Origin of the sequence: Arthrobacter sp. ISL-30 (assembly GCF_018613855.1) — a bacterium.
Taxonomy (GTDB): Bacteria; Actinomycetota; Actinomycetes; order Actinomycetales; family Micrococcaceae; genus Arthrobacter.
This window is the reverse complement of sequence record NZ_JAGGPK010000025.1, coordinates 86,979-106,107: the sequence shown is the minus strand read 5'-3', so window position 1 is coordinate 106,107 and position 19,129 is coordinate 86,979. Positions and strand designations below refer to the sequence as shown.

Sequence of the window (19,129 nt, the reverse complement as noted above, 5' to 3'; positions counted from 1 at the left end):
GGGCGTACCCGACTGAATGCGAAGCTGCCCGGAGTGGGCGGTAAATTTAGGCGTATGAGTGTTCACCTCCCCCAGACAGCCATGCCTACGTACCAGTCAAGGGTTCGCGGCTGCCTCCTGGGCGGCGCCCTGGGTGATTCCCTTGGTTACGCCGTTGAATTCGACTCGCTGGAGGCTATCCGCGAGCGCTACGGCAAGGGCGGCCTCACCTCATTCGAACAGCTCGACGGCGGAAGCCACTTCTCGGACGACACGCAGATGACGCTCTACACGGTTGATGGACTCGTGGAGGCGCTCGAGTGGGCCAACGAGGGAGTCGCCGCGGACGAGACAGCATGCCTTTGGCTGGCCTACCTTCGCTGGCTCGCCACCCAAGGTGAGCAAGTGCCGCCGTCGGCCCCTGTTCCCCTGCCCCGCTGGATCGATAGCCACGAAATACTTCGCCACCGCCGGGCGCCCGGCAAGGCCTGCATCAGCGGCCTCGCCGGAGGTCACATGGGAACAGTCGCGAGGCCGGTCAACCCTGATTCCAAGGGCTGCGGCACAGTCATGCGCTCGGCGCCGTTCGGTCTCATCCCCCATATTTCCAGGGAGACGATCTACAAGCTGAGTGCTGACGGCGCTGCCCTGACCCATGGGCACCCATCAGCCCGCCAAAGCGCCGGGGCGTTCAGCCTCATCATCCACGAGATCACCCGCGGCCTGGACGTCCAGTCCGCAGCTACCGCTGCGCTGGACTATGTCTCCGCACGCCCTGATGCCGCCTCCGAATTGCTTGAACGCCTCGCTGCGGCACTGAAGCTGGTACAAAACGGCGCGAAGCCTGCCCCGGAGGAATTGTCCGTGGCCTTGGGTGAGGGCTGGGTTGCTGAAGAGGCTCTCGCCATCGGCACGTATGCAGTCCTCGCCACTGCTGAGGCAAGGGATCCGGAGGAGCATTTCCGGAACGCCATTGCCATTGCCGTGAATCACCGGGGCGATAGTGACTCCACTGCCTCTATCGCCGGTAATATCCTCGGCACGCTCTACGGGGAAGAGGCCCTGCCGGCATCCTGGCTTAGGGAACTTGAAGGAACAGAGATTATCCGAGGAATGGCGGATCGGCTGATAGCGGTCACGTCCGGCTGATGGGCGCCCCTTACAGGGGAAAACCCGAAGCCCCGCAGCCTAGAGGCGGCGGAGGGTGATGTTGTTGCAGGCCTCGCACACGTCCTCGGGAATCAGGCCGTGGCGCTGAAGGTAGCCAAAGATAGCGCAGCCAAGGCAAAAGCCCAGGAAAGCTTCAAGCGAAGCCGCCACGATCAGCACGACGAGCAACGCCCAGGCAGCAGGTGCGGCGCCTGCGAGGAACAGCACGGCAGCCGCCGTCGTCAATCCCGCTCCGATGCCCTGGGCAAAGCGCTTGGGCGGCCCCGGCACGAGCTTCACACGGCCAAGGCGCGGGGCCAGGACCTTGACGGACAACAGCGCCAGGGGCGATATCCGCGGGCCGAAGAGCACGCGCAGCCAGAACCCGGCGGCGATAAGGAGCAGTCCCCAGCCCCAGCCCGTCAGCAAAGTGGCGACGGCGAGGACGACCACGAGCCCGGCAGTGATCCGGGCGGCATACTCGTTGACGGAGTTGGGGAACGCGAAGAGCGCCTTCCAGTCTGGAACCGACACTCCGTCTCGTGCAGTCCGGGTGTCGGCGGCGTTGTTCCCGTTGGTCATCTTCCTAGGCTAGGAGGGACGGTCTGTGGCCTGGAAGCATTGTTGCGCACTATGACCGCATACAGGGGCGGTTCCCCGCTATCCGCCCACCATCTGCAGGAACTCCCCCTCGGAGAGCACCTCGATTTTCTGGCCTTTGCCATGGAGGTCCAGGACCCGCTGTGCCTTGCCCGTGAGTCGCCCGGTCCGCAGGTCGGCGGCAACGAAGCCATCCCCCACCACCAGCACTGTGGTTCGGGCAGTGACGCGGCTTTCAGGCCGTGCACCCATTTCCGCAGCACGAACTTTGGCCTCAGGCCTTGGCATACCAAGGTCCCCGGTGAATACGACGGTCTGGCCGAACAGCGGGTGGCCGGGCTCGGCCGAAGGATTCGGCAGCGGATTGGGACCTTCTTCAGGCCAGCCGGACCGCTTCCGCAGAGGTTCGACGGCGGAGACCACCGAGGTTCCTGCCACCAGGCCGGCGTCGACAGCACCTAACTGGGCTCCGCCGAAACCGGCACCGTCGTGGCGTGCCGCTAATGCCGACGTCGTCGCCTTGGAGAGCCCGCGGAAGGGATCGAACGCCGGCTGCTTCGGAATCGCAAGTCCCAGTGAAAGGTAGAGTTCGGCGATGCTGTTGGCGTTGTTCCTTCTGGCAATATCGATGAGAATGCCGGCGCAGGCACGTGCGTCCTGGGCGGCGTCGTGATGGTTGACCAAGGGCACGCCTGCCTCCTCGGCCGCGTAAGGCAGGGAGTTCGACACCAGCGAATAGCAGCGCCGCGACAGCATGACTGTGCAGACGTACTCATAGGCCGGCCCTGCCAATCCGGAAACTTCGAGCCCCGAACGGATGACGCCCAGGTCAAATGCTGCGTTATGGGCGGCAAGGATGTCATCGCCGATGAAAGCGCCGATTTCGGGGAAGAGTTCGCCAAAGCGTGGAGCATCGGCCACATCTTCAGCGCGAATGCCGTGGACGCGCACGTTGTGGTAGTCAAAATGGTCGTGGTGTTCCGGCGGGCGCATGAGCCAGGAGGCCTCCTCTACGACCACCCCGCCTCGGACTTTGCTCAGGCCCACCGAACAAGGGGAGCCCCGGAAACCGTTCGCTGTTTCAAAATCGATCGCCGTAAAGTCCAAAGCCACAGCCCAAGGCTACCGTCCCATCGCCGTGCCTCCGGTCCACGGGACGGCGAGTCTTCCTGTGCTTCGTATCTCCTTTACACGTGTACGTGGCCTATCCCGCTGGCGGCCTCCAGTACCCTTGGACGGTGACCCTTTCTGCGATAAGTGACTTTGCCGTATCCACTTTGGGGGCAGGACCAGTGCAACCGCACATGGCTTCATTCCTCCCTGACTGGCTGAATCCCCAGGTTTTCCTGGCAGACCCCGCCCTGGCGCCATGGGTCGTCCTGTTGGTGTGCGGCATTGTTTTTGCAGAAACGGGGCTTCTGGTGGGTTTCTTCCTGCCGGGAGACTCGATGCTGTTCACGGCAGGCCTGCTGGTAGCCACTGACACCATCAAATTCAATGTGTGGCTCTTGGCTGCCCTTATCATCGTCTCGGCAATTGTCGGCAACCAGACGGGGTACCTCATCGGTTCCAAGGCCGGCCCGGCTATCTTCAACAAACCCGACTCTCGCCTCTTCAAGCGCGAGAATGTGGAGAGCGCCCACGCGTTCTTCGAAAAGCACGGCGGCAAGGCGCTCATTTTGGCCCGCTTTGTGCCGATCATCCGCACCTTCGTGCCGGTGATTGTGGGTGTAGCCCAGATGGATAAGCGGAAGTTCTTCCTCTTCAACGTCATAGGCGCGGTCCTATGGGGCGGCGGAGTCACGCTCCTGGGCTACCTGCTGGGCGACAGCGTGCCGTGGATCCGGGAGAACCTGGACATTATCTTCATCATCATCGTCCTGCTCTCCGTCCTTCCCATCGGCGTGGAGGTACTTCGCGGCATCTCGGCGAAGCGCCAGGCCGCGCAGTTCGGAACGGACGTCGTGGAGGAATTCATCGAGGAGCACGCTCCCGAAGAGGAGCGCAAGACCAACCCTTAGCTTCACCGCTCTTCTGAGCCACGCTAGTTATACGAGTCTGTCCCGGGCCGCAAGCGCCGGGACAGACTTGTTTAACTACTTGAGTGCCTCCACAATCGCTGGCAGCAGCGCGCGGAACGCCTGGCCCCTGTGGCTGATGGCGTTCTTCTCCTCCGCCGAAAGCTCTGCGCAGCTCCTGTCCATGCCCTTCGGCTGCAGGATGGGGTCGTAGCCAAAGCCGCCGTCGCCTCGGGGTTCCCGCAAGAGGGTACCTTCAAGCTGGCCATACTGCACCACCTCGTTCGCCGGGACAGAATCTGAAGCAGGGGATGCGAGGGCGGCCGCACACACGAACGCGGCTCCCCGATGCTCGTCAGGTACGTCGGCCAGCTGGGCGAGCAAGAGCTGCAGGTTCGCGGCGTCGTCGCCGTGCCGCCCTGCCCAGCGTGCCGAGAAGATTCCGGGAGCCCCGCCCAGTACATCCACGGCGAGACCCGAATCATCGGCGATGGCCACGAGGCCGGTGGCCTCTGCAACTGCCCTGGCCTTGAGCAGGGAGTTCTCGGCAAAGGTCACACCCGTTTCGGCTACGTCGGGAGCACCGGCGGCGGAGGCGTCAATCACCTGGGTGTCGACGTCGAGCCCGGGCACCTGGCCGCGGAGAAGCTCCCTGAGTTCACGCAGTTTTCCCTTGTTGTGTGTCGCGAGGACCAGCCTCGGGCGTGCGCCGTCCGAACTCACGGGGCCCCCTGTGCTCACGGAGCCTCCGCCAGGGTCTCGCGCTGGATGGCTGCGAGCTGGCCTGTGCCGATAAGCGCGAGGTCCAATAGCGCGTTGAGTTCGTCGCGGTCAAAGGGGGCCCCTTCGGCGGTGCCCTGGACCTCAACAAATTTTCCGGACCCGGTGACCACTACGTTCATGTCGGTCTCGGCCCGAACGTCCTCGACGTAGGGCAGGTCGAGCATCGGGATTCCGTCGATGATGCCAACTGAGACGGCTGCAATGGTGTCGATGAGCGGTTCGGCTCCACGCGCGATCATCTTGTTCTCCCGGGCAAAGCGGATGGCTTCGGCCAGGGCGACATAGGCACCCGTGATCGCCGCGGTGCGTGTTCCGCCGTCCGCCTGCAACACGTCGCAGTCAAGGACAATCGTGTTCTCTCCGAGGGCCTTGGTGTCGATAATGGAGCGCAGCGAACGCCCGATGAGCCGTGAGATCTCGTGGGTGCGGCCGCCGATCTTGCCCTTGACGGATTCGCGGTCCGAGCGGGTGTTTGTGGCCCGTGGCAGCATGGCGTATTCGGCAGTGACCCAACCGCGGCCTTCTCCCTTGAGCCAGCGGGGAACGCCCTCTGTCAATGAAGCTGTGCACAGCACCCTGGTGTTGCCGAACTCGATCAGCGCCGAGCCCTCGGCCTGCTTGGACCAGCCTCGCGTGATGCTGATCGGCCGCAGTTGATCAGGGGTGCGGCCATCGGCGCGGATAACGGGGGTGGTTGTAGCTTCAGAAGTCATGAAACCAGCTTATCGATTCCCATGCAGTCTTCGGTGCCGTGCCCAAACAGCACCATACCTAAACCGTGTAGTGCACTCCGGCAACGGCCACCGCAACGTCGCCGTCGAATTCGGGCCTTGCCTCAGCCATGACCTTCGTCTGGGAGGTCCAGACAGGAATATGCGTCAGCAGCAGTCGTCGCGCACCGGCAGCCGTTGCCGCCTCTCCGGCCCGCTTCCCGGTGAGGTGCACGTCCTTGATGCCGTCGTCGCGACCCTCCTCGAAGGCAGCTTCGCACAGAAAGAGATCTGCTTCCTTAGCGGCGTCCTCAAGCCCCTGGCAGGAGTCGGTGTCACCGGAGTAGGTGAGCACCCTGGTCATGGGCCTCCCATCCTTGTCCAGCTCGGTGGCTTCCACCCGCAGCGCATAGGCCTCCTCAACCGGGTGGTTGACCGCGAAGGGCGTCACCTTGAAGGGGCCCACTTCCACGCTGCGCCGCTCCGACCAGTTGCTGAAGTCGAACTCCTCGTGCATTCCCGGATCCAGTTCCAGCCCGTAGGCGGTAGCCATGCGGTCCGCCGTCGCAGCCGGTCCCCAGACCGGAATGCGGTCCCGTCCCCAGCCGCCCGGTTTCCAGCGCACCGCCACGTGCAGGCCACAAAGGTCCATGCAATGGTCGGGATGCAGGTGCGTCAGGAAGATCGCGTCGATGTCTTCCAGGTCTGTGTAGCGTTGGATTGCGCCCAAGGCACCGCTGCCAAGGTCCAGCACAATCTTCCAGACCCGGTTTCCGTCATTGGCAGCCAGCAGGTAGCACGACGCCGGCGAGCCTGGTCCCGGGAATGATCCGGTACAGCCCACAATGGTCAGCTTCACAGGCCAAGGCCTCCCCCGGAAATTTTCGCTCCTGCGGATGGCTCGACGAAGTGGGAACGGCGGGGGCCTCCTGCAGCGGCCGAGCCCGCCCGGGCGGCTTCCAGCATTTCAGGCGTGATCCGGGCCAGGCTGCCGGTGGGATACTGGGCGGCCACGTGGTCCACGTGCCGGACAGTCAGAACTTCCGGTCCGAGGAAGCGGCGGGCGAGGGTTTCGAACTGCACGGCATCGCCCGTGGCAATGAAGTCATGGCTGGGTGGCGTGGCCAGTGTTCTTTGGAGCCGGTTCGTGGCAAGTGCACGGTAGACGTCCTTGGCGGTTTCCTCAGCGCTTGAAACCAGCGTCACGTCCTCCCCCATGACGTAGGAGATGACGCCGGTCAGCAGCGGGTAGTGCGTGCAGCCGAGGACAACAGTGTCCACGCCGGCCTCGCGCAGGGGGGCCAGGTATCCGTCCGCTACTTCCAGGAGTTCAGGTCCGGTGGTGACTCCTGCCTCGACGAAATTGACGAACTCCGGACAGGCCACAGAGGTAATGGTGAGGTCGGGGGCGGCGGCGAAAGTGTCGTCATAAGCCCGGGAGCCTACCGTCGCCGAGGTTCCAATGACACCGATCCTGCCTGTGCGCGTGGCCGAGACGGCCCGACGTACAGCGGGCTGGATTACCTCGATGACAGGGATGCCGTAACGGGCCGTATAGCGTTCGCGCGCGTCACGCAGGACCGCCGCCGACGCCGAGTTGCAGGCGATCGTCAGCAGCTTCACGCCCGAATCCACCAGCTCGTCCATGACTCCGAGGGCGTTGGCGCGCACCTCGGCGATCGGCAAGGGTCCGTAAGGGCCATTGGCGGTGTCGCCAACGTAGAGGATGGACTCGTTGGGCAGTTGGTCGATGATGGAGCGGGCAACCGTCAGTCCGCCGACTCCTGAATCAAAAACGCCTATCGGTCGCCATCCGAGGCTGCCGCCGTCCGGGCTGTCTCCCTGCGGCCCTGCCGCCGGAGGAACGGCGTGATGTGTCCCGGATGCTGAGTTCATGATTATTCGAGAATAAGGCTTCCCCTGTGTTGCAGCCATCACTTGTGTTGTCCGCCTCGTGTCGGCTTGGTCACAAATGAGGGCTGGGTCACAGCCGCCTCAGGCCTTTCGTTCCCTGGCTGCCAGCATGGCCTGCACCAGGGACTCCTGGAGCCATGTGGTGAAGTTGTACACGAGAGCCAGGTAGCTTTCCACGTCCTCAGCCTGCGACCAGTCCTGCATGAGGTGGACGTGATCGGCGTCGGCCTCGTCCCGGATGTCCAGCCGTTCAGCCAGGACCAGCCGGACATCGTTCAGCCCCATGGACCAGTAGCGGGCCTGCTCGGGCGTGAGTACCAGATCGTCCTTGTCCAGCCCAAGGGCGACCGCCCGCAGGGCGCCGATCTTGCCCTCGCGCAGGGAGCGTTCGGTGAGCTGGCGGAATTCCAGCGATCCAGCGTCGTCACCCTTCATCACATTGGGCAGCAGCCGCTGCAAGGCGCGGTCCTTGGGCTCCTTGACCTCCATGTCCAGCCCGATCAGGGCCGCCAGCGGATCCTGGTTCTCCCTGGCTTCCGGTTCCAGCATCGAAATGACGTCGTCCACCAGTCCCCGCAGGAGTTCCCGCTCGGCCGGTTCCAGGTATCCGGTGATGCCCTTGAGCCCGTATTTGAAGGCCTTAGCCACGCTGTACGCCCCCCTTGCCGGGACCGGCGTTGCCGCTGGCGGCCTTTTCGACTGTCGCCCAGAGCCCGTACCCGTGCATGGCGACGGCGTGCTGCTCCACCTGCTCCTTGCTGCCATGGGCCACGATGGAGCGGCCCTTCCTGTGGACTTCGAGCATCAGCTTGTTGGCCTTGGCCTCGGAATAGCCGAAGTAGCTCTGGAAAACATAGGACACGTAGCTCATGAGATTGACCGGATCGTTCCAGATCACGAGGTTCCAAGGGATATCCGGGGCGGCCAGGACATCGGTGGACGACTGTTGTTCGGTGTCCGACCGCTCCTCGATGTCAGTACCAATCGCAACGCTAGGGGTCATCTGTCCATTCTAGGGCGATGCACACTAGAGTGAATCCGTGAGTAGATCCGCCGCCTGGGACCACCCCCGCACGTCCCTCTACACCGATCACTACGAACTGACCATGCTTGAGGCCGCGCTGCATTCCGGTGCCGCACATCGCCGCTCGGTCTTCGAAGCGTTCGCGCGGCGCTTGCCCGACGGCCGCCGTTACGGTGTCGTGGCAGGAACAGGACGCCTCCTGGAGGGCATCGCGGACTTCTCGTTCGGCGAGGAGGAACTGGCGTTCCTGGAACAGACCCACGTGGTGAACAAGGAAACCCTCGAATACCTTGCGGACTTCCGCTTCTCCGGTGATATCTGGGGTTACCCGGAAGGGGAGGTCTATTTCCCCCACTCCCCCGTCCTGATCGTGGAGGCCACGTTCGCCGAGGCCTGCATCCTGGAGACCTACATCCTGTCTGTCCTGAACCACGACAGCGCCATCGCCTCGGCCGCATCCCGCATGACCAGCGCGGCGGGGACACGTCCGTGCATCGAAATGGGATCGCGGCGCACGCAGGAGGAATCGGCGACGGCGGCCGCCCGGGCTGCCGTGATCGCCGGCTTTGCCAGCACCTCCAACCTGGAAGCCGGCCGGCGGTACGGTATCAAGACCGTGGGAACCGCGGCCCACTCCTTCACCCTCCTCCATGACTCTGAACGTGAGGCGTTCGAGGCGCAGATCGCCTCGTTCGGCCCGGAAACCACGCTGCTGGTGGACACGTACGACGTCGAAACCGCCGTGCGGACCGCCGTCGAACTCGCCGGCGACAAGCTCGGCGCTGTGAGGCTGGACTCCGGAGACCTCGTGGCGCAGGCACAATGGGTACGCGAACTCCTGGATGATCTGGGCAATACCAACACCAGGATTGTCGTCACGTCCGACCTCGACGAATTCGCGATCGCGGCGTTGCAGTCCGCCCCAGTGGACTCCTACGGGGTGGGAACGTCCCTGGTCACCGGTTCGGGGGCTCCGACCGCGAGCATGGTGTACAAGCTTGTCAGCCGGGCTGATGATTCCGGCCAGTTCGTCTCCGTGGCCAAGGCAGCGAAGAACAAGGCCAGTGTGGGCGGCCGGAAATACGCGCTGCGCAAACTGGACCACCACGGGATCGCCACCCAGGAAATCGTAGGAATCGGCCAGCGTCCCCAGGACGACGGAAACGACCGCGCCCTGCTGCAGCAGTTCGTCAAAAACGGCGAACTGCTTCCCGGCTGGATAGGGCATGAAGGAGTGATGCGTGCCCAGGAGCGGCACGCAGCCAGCATGCTCGAGCTTCCTCCGGTGGTCAACCGGCTTCAGCGCGGAGAAGCAGCAATTCCCACGGTTTACGAGGAGTACTGATGTCCAAAGCCTTGATAATTGTCGACGTCCAGAACGACTTCTGTGAAGGCGGCGCCCTGGCAGTGGAGGGTGGCGCCGCCGTCGCCGGTGCCATCAGTGACTACCTGGACGCCAACCATCAGCACTTCGACCACATCGTCGCCACGCAGGACTGGCACATCGAACCCGGCGCACACTTCTCCGACGAACCTGATTACGTCGACAGCTGGCCGCCGCACTGCGTCGCCGGAACGAAAGGCGCGGAGCTGCACGAGGACCTCGACGACGAATACATCCAGGCGTACTTCCGCAAAGGGCAGTTCACGGCCGCCTACTCGGGCTTCGAGGGCGTGCTGGCGCCCGAAGACGAGGTTCCCACTGGCGAACTTGCCCCGGGGACGACGCCTGCCAGCCTGCCCGTAACGGGCGTCGACGACGAAGCGATCGGCCTGGACGACTGGCTCCAGAGCCATGATGTGGAGGACGTGGTGGTGGTGGGCATTGCCTCCGATTACTGCGTTCGTGCCACGGCATTGGATGCGGTTCAGGCAGGCTACTCCGTCACGGTCCTGCGCAAGCTCACAGTGGGCATCGCCGAGGACCTCGAGGAGGCCTTCACCGAGATGGAGCTGGGCGGCGTCGACGTCCAGTAGCCTGCCCTGGCCGGGCTACTGGACTTCCTGCCTGCCTGTCTGCCTGCTGCGGCTACTTCCTCCCGACGAACCAGTCCTGGAGCTTGCGGAGCCGGCTCTGGAGTTGATCCTCGCTCGCCTGCGCGACGGCGGGGCCGCCGCAGATCTCGCGGAGCTTGTTGTGGATCACGCCATGGGGCGTACCCGTCCGGGCGGACCAGGCTGCCACGTTCTTGGCGAGCTCGTTCCGCAGGTCCATCAGCATGCGGTGGTCGGGGACGGCCGGCGCCTCCGGAGCGGACAGCGACTGCTTCTTCCTGCGTGACTGCTGCTCGTGCTGGCGCTGGCGCAGGAGGGTGCCCACCTGTTCGGCGTCCAGGAGCCCGGGAATGCCCAGGAAGTCCAGTTCCTCCTCGGAACCGATGTCCCCGCCCGTGCCGAACTCACCGCCGTCGAACAGCACCCGGTCGAAGGACGCCTGCGAATCGAGGGCTTCGAACTTTCCCTTCGTGAGGGCGTCCGAGGCCTTCTCTTCCCTGTTCGCCTCGGCCATCAGCGATTCTTCGGCGTCGAAGAGGCCGTCGCCGTCGCTGTTGTCCGGCCGGTCCAGCGCATGGTCGCGTTCGGCCTCCATGGAGTTGGCCAGGACCATAAGCGGCGGCACCGAGGGCAGGAACACCGACGCCGTTTCACCGCGTTTTCGGGCACGCACAAAGCGCCCCACGGCCTGGGCAAAGAACAGCGGCGTTGAAGTGGAGGTCGCATAGACACCTACGGACAGGCGCGGAACGTCCACGCCTTCGGAGACCATGCGCACCGCCACCATCCAGCGCTTGTCGCCTTCGGAGAATTCCTCGATCTTGCTCGAGGCTTTGGAATCATCGGACAGGATCACGGTGGGCGATTGCCCGGTGATCTTCTTCAGCTGGCCGGCGTAGGCCCGGGCATCTTCGTGGTCGGTGGCAATGACCAGGCCGCCGGCGTCGGGCACAGTGCGCCGCACTTCACTCAGCCGCTTATCTGCGGCAGCAAGGACCGCCGGGATCCATTCACCGGCGGGATTCAGGGCTGTCCGCCAGGCCTGGGAGGTGACGTCCTTGGTGACGGCGGCTTCGCCCAGGGACGCGGCCATCTCGTCACCGCCACTGGTACGCCAGCGCATCTGCCCGGAGTAGGCCATAAAGAGCACCGGCCGCACCACGTGGTCACGCAAGGCGTTGCCGTAGCCGTAGGTGTAATCGGCACGCGAGCGCCGGATGCCGTCGCGGTCCTCCGCGTACTCCACGAACGGGATCGGGGAGGTGTCGGAGCGAAAAGGGGTTCCGGTAAGCGCCAGGCGCCGCACGGCCGGATCGAAGGCCTCCCGCAGGCCGTCACCCCAGGACAATGCTTCCCCACCGTGGTGGATTTCGTCGAGGATGACCAGTGTCCTGGCGGCCTCGGTCTTCGCCCGGTGCAGCAGCGGCTTGCTGGCAACCTGGGCATATGTAACTGCGACGCCGATGAAGCCACGCCCGTGCTGGCCGTCGGAATTCTTGAAGTTCGGGTCGATTGCAATGCCTACCCGGGCTGCAGCATCGGCCCATTGGCGCTTCAAGTGATCCGTCGGAGCCACGATTGTGACGCGATTGATGGTGCCGCTCTCAATCAGGAGGGAAGCCACGCGCAGGGCAAAGGTGGTCTTACCCGCACCCGGCGTAGCTACGGCAAGGAAGTCCCGCGGAGAATTCCGCATGTAGAGGTCCAGGGCCTCCTGCTGCCAGGCACGCAGCTTGGGGGCTGTGCCCCAGGCCGCGCGTTCAGGGTAGGCGGGGGGCAGGGAGGGACCGCCAAAAAGGGTTTCCGTCACGCGGACCCCACCCCCGTCTGCTCCTTGACCCGCCCGGCGGGTCCACCCGAGGCGGGGCCGCTGCGGGCAGCCGCAACAATTCCGAGCAAGGCCGCTGCAGCCAGCGAAACCCAAATAACCACAAAAACACCAATCTGTTCCGGATGCGCCGGATCGCGCAGTGCTGCAAACAATGTTCCGGCGCCGGCTGTGCCGGCGACGGAACCCAGTTGGTCCGACAGTTGCAAGGAGGCCGAGTTACGGCCCCGCTCATTCGCCGTCGACAAGTTCAGGACGAGGACCGACGTCGTTGAGAAGGAGGCCCCGATAGACAAACCTGTCAGCGCCCAGACCACCATGATGAGCCAGAACGGCGTTCCCGAAGCTGACAGGAGCGCCATTGCCGCGATGGAGACGCCGGTGGCCGCCGCAGCAGCAACCAGGATCCAATGCCGTTCAAGCCTAACCCGGCTTTGAAGGAAGGCCCCGATTGACCACCCCAGCGCGCCGCCAGTAAGGGCCAGTCCCGCCATCGCGGGCTGCAGGCCATGGGCGTTTACCAGCATGAGCGGAACAAAGGCTTCGGCCCCAAAAAAGGCCATGGCGAGCAGGCCGCGCGTCATCACCACACTGGGAAGGCCGTGCCCAAGCCGAAAGGCGCCCACGGGCAGCAATCGCGGCGCGGCCCAGGCAACAGCCAGGGCTCCGGCAGCCATAGCCGCTGCGAGCCACCACGACGCCTGCTCTGCGGTGCCGTGCAGCGCCCACTGGAGCACAAAGACGCCACTCCCCAATAAGAGCCCAAGCGTGCTGCGCCTCCTGCCCTGGGACGCGTCCATTGAGGGAGGCTCCGGTGCGCCGAGTTCCCTGATCCGCGGCCACACAAGGGCCAGCGCGCAGACGGTGATGGGAACCACGCCAAGGAAGACCCAGCGCCAGCTCACGCTCTGCGCAAGGTAGCCGGCTACCAGTGGCCCGATCAGTGAGGGAAGTACCCAGGCAGCGGACATCCACCCGAACACGATGGGCTGGAGCTTGCCCGGATAGGCTTCGCCGATAATGACGTAGAGTGCCACCACCAGCAGGCCCCCTCCAAGGCCGGACACCGCCCGGCCCACCGTCATGAGGAGGAAGGCACCGGAGAGTCCTGACACCAGGAGCCCGCCGACAATAAGGGCAAGCCCTGTCAGTAGCGCGGGCCTCGGGCCCTTCAAGTCGCACCAGGATCCGGCAGCTACAGTCGCCACCAGTGCAGCCGTCAGGAACAACGAAAATGCAAGGCCATAGGCGGATTCGCCGTTGAGTTCCCGTGCCACCACCGGCATCGCAGTGGCAACAGCCATGGCCTCAAAGGCGACAGAACCAACCAGGGCGATGATGCCGATGGTCAGGGGCCGGAAGGCCCGTGAAAGCGGCCCGCCCTCCACTACTTGGAGTTGCCCGGTCCGCCGCCTTGGCCGCCGCCGTCATTTCCGGGGCGAAGACCTTTGTAGATTTCCTTGCATGTGGGGCACACCGGGAACTTCTTCGGGTCCCGGCCGGGAGTCCAGACTTTGCCGCATAAGGCGATCACGGGCTCCCCTGTCATTGCCGACTCCATGATCTTTTCCTTGCGAACGTAATGCGAAAAGCGCTCCCGGTCGCCGGGTTCAACTTCCTCGCGGAGTTCCTCGCGCTCAATCGTGGCCGTGGAGTAACCGGCCCCGGGCCGCATGGGGTCATTCTCGAATGGATCCGGAGGCAGGGTAGTCATGCAACCCATCTTAGCCGTTACAGTCCTTGCCACTGGGGCTTGTTGTCATAGGCATGGCGGTAGTAGTCGGCCAGTTTTAGCGAGGATGCTGCCGCCTCATCAATGAGGATTGTGGTGTGCGGATGCATCTGCAGGACGGATGCAGCGCAGATGGCAGCCACGGGCCCTTCGACAAAATCACGGACCGTCTGTGCCTTTTGTGCTCCGGTTGCCACAAGGATCACATGCTTGGCCTCAAGGATGGTTCCCAGCCCCTGGGTCAGGACGTGGTGGGGCACCTCACTGATGCTCCCAAAGAAGCGCGCGTTGTCCTTGCGCGTCTGCTCGATAAGCGTCTTGATGCGAGTGCGTGAGGACAACGAGGAGCCGGGTTCATTGAATCCGATATGACCGTCCGTTCCTACGCCAAGGATCTGCAGGTCCACGCCACCAGCCTCGCTGATGGCCTCCTCGTAGGCCTGGCACGCGGCGGGGATGTCCGCCGCTGAGCCATCCGGGGCGTGCACGTTTTCCGGTTTGATGTTCACGCGGTCGGTAAACTCCCGACGAATGACCTCACGATAGGACTGCGGGTGTCCAGGTTCGAGGCCGACATACTCGTCCAGGACAAATCCACGGGCCTCACTAAAGTCAACGCCGTGTTCCTCATGTCGCCTGGCCAGTTCCTCATAGATGGTCAGAGGCGAGGTTCCGGTAGCGAGTCCGAGCACAGCGTTGGGCTTCCGTTGCAGGAGCAATTCAATGGCATCGGCCGCGAGGGCTCCGATCTGCCTGCTGCCAGGGAGTATGACCACTTCCATCGTCCACGACCTTTCTGTCCCACTAAGAGTGTTCCACGAATTACCGATTTAGCGATTTACCGGTTTACAGTCAGGCGGGCAAAGAGCTCGGGGCCGCGGGCGTCCAGCCACTCGCCGCCCAGCCGCACACCCCCGGCGAACAGAACGAGTCCCAGGGCCGGCCCAAAGAAGAGGTTGGCCCAGCCGGCCACCTGGCTCCCCGTGATGATCTGGGCAACCATCAGGGCCACTTCCGGGGTCACTAGCAGTGCCAGCACGAACATGCCGCCGAACTGGACGGCCAGGGTCTGCGCCACGTTGCCGGGCGGCTTCTTGAAGGGGCTGTCCCCAGGCAGCGGAACAACCACCGTGTAGCGGGCCGACACCACCGAGGACAGCCCCAATCCGGTAAAAAGTACCCCCAGCGACAATCCGAGCTGGTTGGGCAGAAGCTCCCATTGGCCAGTCACGAGCATTGGGAGGACCGTGAAAACCACCACGACGGGAAAGCCGAACGCCAGGCAGGCGAGGGACCGCCCGAGGCGGTCATGCACGCCCTTCACGCCGGTGGCCAAATGCAGCGCGAAGGCGGTGCTGTCGTAGGAAACATCAGCGGATATGGCCCAGGAGAGCAGGAATGCCGTCATGGGCCCCAGCAGGGACAGTGCCTCAAAACTCCCGCCCTGCCGGCCGGAAAAGAACAGGATTACCGGGAGCAGGGGAAGAACCACCAGGGACGCTGCGTAGCGGGGATCCTTCAGCCAATAGATCAAGGCGCGGGCGGTGATGGCGCCGGTCGGAGTGGCCGGCAGGACCCGAAACAGGCCGAGCTTCCCGGAACCCTTCCGCGCAGTTCCCGCATAGGGCGGCGTGACGAGTGCATGCTGCAGAAGCAGCTTCCAGAGCCACAACAAACCAACCAGCGTAGCCAGGGCAACCAGGAGCTTGAGCACGCCGCCACCAAAATCCCCGGCATATAGCTCTCCACCAAGCGACCACGCTGCGCCCAGCGGGGTCCAGGCGAGCGTGTGCGCGAGCCGGGGCAGGAACGCGCCGGAACCCGTGAGGCCTTGGGTGGCCGTGGCGATAAGCGGACCGAGCAGCATCAGCGGAATGAGGAAAACAATGCTGCTGACGTCCTTGAAACGGCGGGAAGACGCCAGGCTGGCGGTCGCCGTCGTCGCTACCTTGGACAGCACCACGCACGTAGTGGCGCCCAGGACCGCACCGATCAAGGCGCCAAAAACCGACGGAACGCTCCGCCACCACGTCGCCGTCGTGGCCAGCGAGATGACGGCTGTGGCCAGTCCGGGGACACCAATGAAGCCGGCAAGGGTCAGCCCGGCCAGGAGCTGTGGCATGGGAATGGCCGCGGTGGTGAAGCGGGCGGGATCCAGGGTCATGTCCGCGGCCGACGCCAGCAGCGGAATCACCAGCCAGCCCAGCATCGCCCCGGCGCCGCCAAGGACCACTACAGCATGCGCGGCACCTGGATCCGCCCAGCGCAGGGCGACGAGGATGGCCACGAGGACAGCGGCTAGGCCCAGCGCGTAGAGTCCGCCTATGACCATGCCGATGACCTGGCCGGGACTGCGGCGAAAGCCATTGAGCAGCAGCCTGAATTTCAGGCTTAGAAGGTGCGCAACCATTCCAGCCCCTCGGTATTGGTGCCGCCTCCTACCAGTTCGACAAACCGCTCTTCAAGGCTTGAGCCGTTTCGCACTTCCTCCACTGTTCCGGCAGCCAGCACCCTGCCTCCCGCTACCACTGCAACGTGGTCGCACATGCGCTGGACGAGGTCCATGACGTGGCTGGAGACAATGACCGTTCCTCCGGAAGCGACATAGCGCTCCAGGATGCCGCGGATGTTGGCAGCCGACACCGGGTCGACTGATTCGAACGGCTCGTCCAGCACCAGCACGCGAGGTGCGTGGATGAGTGCGGAGGCGAGGGCGATCTTCTTGGTCATGCCCGCCGAGTAGTCAACCACCAGCGTGCCCCCGTCCGCCGCGAGGTCCAGGGCCACCAGCAGCTCGGCTACCCGCTCGCGGACCACGTCCCGCTCCATGCCCCGCAACAGCCCGGCGTACGTAACCAGTTGCTCTCCCGTCAGCCTGTCGAACAGCCGGACGCCGTCGGGGAGGATCCCCATGAGCTTCTTCGCCTCAAGCGGATGCCTCCAGACGTCGACGCCGTGGACCACCGCAGTGCCGAAGTCGGGGCGCAAGAGCCCGGTGGCCATGGACAGGGTGGTCGTCTTGCCTGCACCGTTGGGTCCCACCATGCCGTAGAAGGAACCGGCTGGAACGTCCAGGCTCAACCCGTCGACGGCGACCTTGCCACCAAATCGCTTGGCCAGGCCCTGAAGCGAAAGGGCAGGGGCGGGTGCGGAGTCAGAAGTCCCTGGCACGAAGGGCGGGTCGGGATGAGGTTGGCTCATGCCACCACCCTACTGCCGGCTTCAGCAGCTGTGGCGAAGGCTTCAGCAGCTGTGGCGGCCTAGTAGCTGTGGCGGGCAGGGCCCGCTCGTACTGCGGCGGCCACGGCAGCTGGTGTCCGAGTTCAAAGGCGGCACGAAGCCACCAGCGGGGATCGCGCAACGCGGCGCGGGCGATGAAAACGCCGTCGGCCTGGCTCGTGGCGACGGCATGCTCGGCCTGGCCTGACGACGTCAGGAGTCCCACAGTGCCGGTCGGTATCCCGGCCTCACGGCGTATCCTTTCCGAGAAGCCCGTCTGGTAGCCGGGGCCGGCTTTGATCTGCTGGTGCGCGACTGCTCCACCGCTGGAGACATCCACCAGGTCGACTCCGTGTTCGGCAGCCTGTCGCGCCAACCGGACCGACGTTTCCACGTCGACTCCCCCTTCGGCCCAGTCTGTCGCCGAAAGCCGCAACAGCAGCGGCATGCTATCAGGTATCACGGCGCGGACGGCGTCGACAACAGCCAGAACGAGCCGGTTCCGGCCCTCCTCGCTGCCTCCCCAGGAGTCCTCGCGCTGATTGACCAGCGGGCTCTGGAACTGGTGCAGGAGGTAGCCGTGGGCAGCATGGATCTCCACGGTGTCGAATCCGGCGTCTACGGCACGCCGTGCAGCAGTCCGGAAATCGTCAATGACGGCGAGGATTTCACTTTCCGTCATGGCCCGGGGTTGGGCGTAGCCGTCGAACGCGTCGCTTCCAGGACCAACGATGCCCCAGCCACCGTCTGCCGGCGGCACCGAGCCGCGCTGCTCGGCGAAGGGCCAGTAGGTGGAGGCCTTTCGCCCTGCGTGGGCAAGCTGGATGCCGATCTTGCCTCCCACCGCACTGTTGCGGTGAACAAAGGCGATGATCCGTTCCCAGGCTTCAGCCTGCTCGTCAGAGTAGATGCCGGCATCCCGAGGGCTGATCCGTCCCGCCGCGTTCACTGCGGCGGCCTCGGTCAGCATGAGTGCCGCTCCCCCGGTGGCGAAGGAGCCAAGGTGGACCAAGTGCCAGTCGTTGGGGATACCTTCCCCGCCGTCCTCTGGGAGACAGCTGTACTGGCACATGGGAGAGACCCACCCTCGATGCGGAAGCTCGAGGGAGCGCAGCCGCAGGGGCGTGAAGAGGGCAGGTACGGGCATTAGAACAGGACTCGGGCGAGGCCCTGACGCGCCTTGGCAACCCTCGGATCGGCCGTGCCGACGACGTCGAAGAGCTCCAGCAGGCGTACACGCGCGGTCTCGCGTGGTGCCCCGAAGTTGCGCCCTATGAAGGAAATGATGCGGTTGAAGCCGTCCTCGATGTGCCCGCCGGAAATATCGAGGTCGGCCACAGCGAGCTGAGCGTCGATATCATCCGGCTCGTCGGCGGCCCTCTGCCTCAGGGCGTCGGCATCGGCAGCGGAAGGTTTCTCCAGGCGCTGCATGAGTTCGACCTGGGCAAGCCCGGCCTTGGCTTCGGCGTCGGACGGCATCTCCGCCAGCGCCTTCCGGTAGGCTGCGGCTGCTGCCGCATAGTCGCCGGCCTCGATGGCGTCAAAGGCCGCCTGATGGTGGGGCGGAAGAGGAGCCTGCGCAGGCTCGGCGTTGGGCGTTGCTCCGCCCACATTGCCCGTAACGCCGTTGGCGGCGGCGACTTTCAGGAGTTCGTCCATCAGCGGGCGGATCTCGGCCTCGCCGGCGGAGCCTTGGAAAAGGGGCACCGGCTGGCCCTTGACCACAGCGATCGCCGTGGGCACGGCCTGGACCTGGAATGCCTGCGCCAGCTGGGGAAACGCGTCAATGTCCGCGGCCGCGAGGACCAGCCTGCCGCCGTAACTTTCGACGACGGCCTCCATCGACTCCAGCAGGTTGGAAGACTCCGGCGAATAGCGGGCCCACAGAACAAAGACAACGGGAACCTGGCCCGAAAGCTCAACCAGGTCCTGGAAATTGGCTTCGGTGGCGTCCACGCGGAGGGACGGACCCTGGCCGTTGGGAGCATCGTTCCCGCTTTCCGTTCCGCTGACTCCGTTAGCGGCAGTGCGACCGGGCGCCGCAGCAGGTGCGGGTGGTGCCTGGCGCCTCAGGGAGGAGAGATCGACGGCGCCACGCAGGTTGAGATGGCTGGCGGCAGGGGGGACGGGACGTGATCCTGGCGAACTCATAACGTCCACTCTAACCGCTGCCGGCCA

At 64.7% G+C, this 19,129-nt stretch carries 20 protein-coding genes; 4 read left to right on the top strand and 16 right to left on the bottom strand.

Annotation, left to right across the window (positions count from 1 at the left end; all coding sequences use genetic code 11):
- The first annotated feature begins 54 nt into the window (after positions 1 to 54).
- Positions 55 to 1,128, top strand: coding sequence for an ADP-ribosylglycohydrolase family protein (locus J7E82_RS10755; protein ID WP_214862597.1), 1,074 nt, complete (start codon positions 55 to 57; stop codon positions 1,126 to 1,128).
- A gap of 39 nt (positions 1,129 to 1,167) precedes the next feature.
- Here the strand turns inward: J7E82_RS10755 and J7E82_RS10750 are convergent, their stop codons facing one another.
- Positions 1,168 to 1,710: a DUF4395 domain-containing protein gene (locus tag J7E82_RS10750; protein ID WP_214862596.1), complete on the bottom strand. Its 543-nt coding sequence runs from the start codon at positions 1,708 to 1,710 to the stop codon at positions 1,168 to 1,170.
- Between the two features lie 78 nt (positions 1,711 to 1,788).
- Positions 1,789 to 2,841, bottom strand: a complete 1,053-nt coding sequence (locus J7E82_RS10745; protein ID WP_214862595.1) for an exonuclease domain-containing protein — start codon at positions 2,839 to 2,841, stop codon at positions 1,789 to 1,791.
- Positions 2,842 to 2,981: 140 nt separating this feature from the next.
- Between J7E82_RS10745 and J7E82_RS10740 the strand changes: the two genes are divergently transcribed.
- Positions 2,982 to 3,749, top strand: a complete 768-nt coding sequence (locus tag J7E82_RS10740) for a DedA family protein (protein ID WP_214862641.1) — start codon at positions 2,982 to 2,984, stop codon at positions 3,747 to 3,749.
- 75 nt (positions 3,750 to 3,824) lie between these two features.
- On the opposite strand, the gene rdgB is transcribed toward J7E82_RS10740, so the two are convergent.
- The 6 genes from rdgB to clpS form a co-directional block, all read right to left on the bottom strand.
- The gene (gene rdgB, locus J7E82_RS10735; protein ID WP_214862594.1) at positions 3,825 to 4,469 is read right to left on the bottom strand and encodes an RdgB/HAM1 family non-canonical purine NTP pyrophosphatase; all 645 of its coding nucleotides are present in this window, start codon (positions 4,467 to 4,469) and stop codon (positions 3,825 to 3,827) included.
- 14 nt (positions 4,470 to 4,483) lie between these two features.
- Positions 4,484 to 5,242 carry a ribonuclease PH gene (rph, locus tag J7E82_RS10730; protein ID WP_251041735.1) on the bottom strand — a complete coding sequence of 253 codons (759 nt, stop codon included), beginning with the start codon at positions 5,240 to 5,242 and terminating at the stop codon, positions 4,484 to 4,486.
- A 58-nt stretch (positions 5,243 to 5,300) separates the two neighbouring features.
- A complete protein-coding gene (locus tag J7E82_RS10725) occupies positions 5,301 to 6,098 on the bottom strand; it encodes an MBL fold metallo-hydrolase (protein ID WP_214862593.1) in 798 nt (265 codons plus the stop codon).
- Entirely contained in the window at positions 6,095 to 7,135 is a 1,041-nt protein-coding gene (gene murI, locus J7E82_RS10720; RefSeq protein WP_374223609.1) for a glutamate racemase, read from the bottom strand. Before murI ends, J7E82_RS10725 begins: the two co-directional genes overlap by 4 nt.
- 99 nt (positions 7,136 to 7,234) lie before the next feature.
- Positions 7,235 to 7,801, bottom strand: a complete 567-nt coding sequence (locus J7E82_RS10715) for a DUF2017 domain-containing protein (RefSeq protein ID WP_214862591.1) — start codon at positions 7,799 to 7,801, stop codon at positions 7,235 to 7,237.
- Positions 7,794 to 8,156: an ATP-dependent Clp protease adapter ClpS gene (gene clpS, locus J7E82_RS10710; RefSeq protein ID WP_214862590.1), complete on the bottom strand. Its 363-nt coding sequence runs from the start codon at positions 8,154 to 8,156 to the stop codon at positions 7,794 to 7,796. Before clpS ends, J7E82_RS10715 begins: the two co-directional genes overlap by 8 nt.
- A gap of 37 nt (positions 8,157 to 8,193) precedes the next feature.
- Between clpS and J7E82_RS10705 the strand changes: the two genes are divergently transcribed.
- On the top strand, positions 8,194 to 9,522 hold the full coding sequence (locus tag J7E82_RS10705) for a nicotinate phosphoribosyltransferase (protein WP_214862589.1): 1,329 nt from the start codon (positions 8,194 to 8,196) through the stop codon (positions 9,520 to 9,522).
- Positions 9,522 to 10,154 (top strand): isochorismatase family protein, encoded by a 633-nt coding sequence (locus tag J7E82_RS10700; protein ID WP_214862588.1) that lies wholly within the window; start codon positions 9,522 to 9,524, stop codon positions 10,152 to 10,154. Before J7E82_RS10705 ends, J7E82_RS10700 begins: the two co-directional genes overlap by 1 nt.
- Before the next feature lie 52 nt (positions 10,155 to 10,206).
- Here the strand turns inward: J7E82_RS10700 and J7E82_RS10695 are convergent, their stop codons facing one another.
- Genes J7E82_RS10695 through J7E82_RS10660 form a run of 8 tightly spaced genes read right to left on the bottom strand, consistent with a single transcriptional unit; the run spans position 10,207 to position 19,102 of the window.
- The gene (locus J7E82_RS10695) at positions 10,207 to 11,982 is read right to left on the bottom strand and encodes a DEAD/DEAH box helicase (protein ID WP_214862587.1); all 1,776 of its coding nucleotides are present in this window, start codon (positions 11,980 to 11,982) and stop codon (positions 10,207 to 10,209) included.
- Entirely contained in the window at positions 11,979 to 13,388 is a 1,410-nt protein-coding gene (locus tag J7E82_RS10690) for an MFS transporter (RefSeq protein ID WP_214862586.1), read from the bottom strand. Before J7E82_RS10690 ends, J7E82_RS10695 begins: the two co-directional genes overlap by 4 nt.
- The gene (locus J7E82_RS10685) at positions 13,388 to 13,723 is read right to left on the bottom strand and encodes a DUF3039 domain-containing protein (protein WP_214862585.1); all 336 of its coding nucleotides are present in this window, start codon (positions 13,721 to 13,723) and stop codon (positions 13,388 to 13,390) included. Before J7E82_RS10685 ends, J7E82_RS10690 begins: the two co-directional genes overlap by 1 nt.
- An 8-nt stretch (positions 13,724 to 13,731) precedes the next feature.
- Entirely contained in the window at positions 13,732 to 14,514 is a 783-nt protein-coding gene (nagB, locus tag J7E82_RS10680; protein ID WP_214862584.1) for a glucosamine-6-phosphate deaminase, read from the bottom strand.
- 56 nt (positions 14,515 to 14,570) lie between these two features.
- Positions 14,571 to 16,142 (bottom strand): transporter, encoded by a 1,572-nt coding sequence (locus tag J7E82_RS10675; RefSeq protein WP_214862583.1) that lies wholly within the window; start codon positions 16,140 to 16,142, stop codon positions 14,571 to 14,573.
- A complete protein-coding gene (locus J7E82_RS10670) occupies positions 16,124 to 16,933 on the bottom strand; it encodes an ABC transporter ATP-binding protein (RefSeq protein ID WP_214862582.1) in 810 nt (269 codons plus the stop codon). Before J7E82_RS10670 ends, J7E82_RS10675 begins: the two co-directional genes overlap by 19 nt.
- Positions 16,887 to 18,098, bottom strand: coding sequence for an NADH:flavin oxidoreductase/NADH oxidase (locus J7E82_RS10665; RefSeq protein ID WP_214862581.1), 1,212 nt, complete (start codon positions 18,096 to 18,098; stop codon positions 16,887 to 16,889). Before J7E82_RS10665 ends, J7E82_RS10670 begins: the two co-directional genes overlap by 47 nt.
- Entirely contained in the window at positions 18,098 to 19,102 is a 1,005-nt protein-coding gene (locus J7E82_RS10660; protein WP_214862580.1) for a tetratricopeptide repeat protein, read from the bottom strand. Before J7E82_RS10660 ends, J7E82_RS10665 begins: the two co-directional genes overlap by 1 nt.
- Positions 19,103 to 19,129: the final 27 nt, after the last annotated feature.

What these genes read in the sequence shown, in the direction of transcription:
- J7E82_RS10755 (WP_214862597.1), top strand. Translation starts at nt 55, where the DNA reads ATGAGTGTTCACCTCCCCCAGACAGCCATGCCTACGTACCAGTCAAGG.
- J7E82_RS10750 (WP_214862596.1), bottom strand. Translation starts at nt 1,710, where the DNA reads ATGACCAACGGGAACAACGCCGCCGACACCCGGACTGCACGAGACGGA.
- rph (WP_251041735.1), bottom strand. Translation starts at nt 5,242, where the DNA reads ATGACTTCTGAAGCTACAACCACCCCCGTTATCCGCGCCGATGGCCGC.
- murI (WP_374223609.1), bottom strand. Translation starts at nt 7,135, where the DNA reads ATGAACTCAGCATCCGGGACACATCACGCCGTTCCTCCGGCGGCAGGG.
- clpS (WP_214862590.1), bottom strand. Translation starts at nt 8,156, where the DNA reads ATGACCCCTAGCGTTGCGATTGGTACTGACATCGAGGAGCGGTCGGAC.
- J7E82_RS10700 (WP_214862588.1), top strand. Translation starts at nt 9,522, where the DNA reads ATGTCCAAAGCCTTGATAATTGTCGACGTCCAGAACGACTTCTGTGAA.
- J7E82_RS10685 (WP_214862585.1), bottom strand. Translation starts at nt 13,723, where the DNA reads ATGGGTTGCATGACTACCCTGCCTCCGGATCCATTCGAGAATGACCCC.
- nagB (WP_214862584.1), bottom strand. Translation starts at nt 14,514, where the DNA reads ATGGAAGTGGTCATACTCCCTGGCAGCAGGCAGATCGGAGCCCTCGCG.
- J7E82_RS10675 (WP_214862583.1), bottom strand. Translation starts at nt 16,142, where the DNA reads ATGGTTGCGCACCTTCTAAGCCTGAAATTCAGGCTGCTGCTCAATGGC.
- J7E82_RS10670 (WP_214862582.1), bottom strand. Translation starts at nt 16,933, where the DNA reads ATGAGCCAACCTCATCCCGACCCGCCCTTCGTGCCAGGGACTTCTGAC.
- J7E82_RS10665 (WP_214862581.1), bottom strand. Translation starts at nt 18,098, where the DNA reads ATGCCCGTACCTGCCCTCTTCACGCCCCTGCGGCTGCGCTCCCTCGAG.
- J7E82_RS10660 (WP_214862580.1), bottom strand. Translation starts at nt 19,102, where the DNA reads ATGAGTTCGCCAGGATCACGTCCCGTCCCCCCTGCCGCCAGCCATCTC.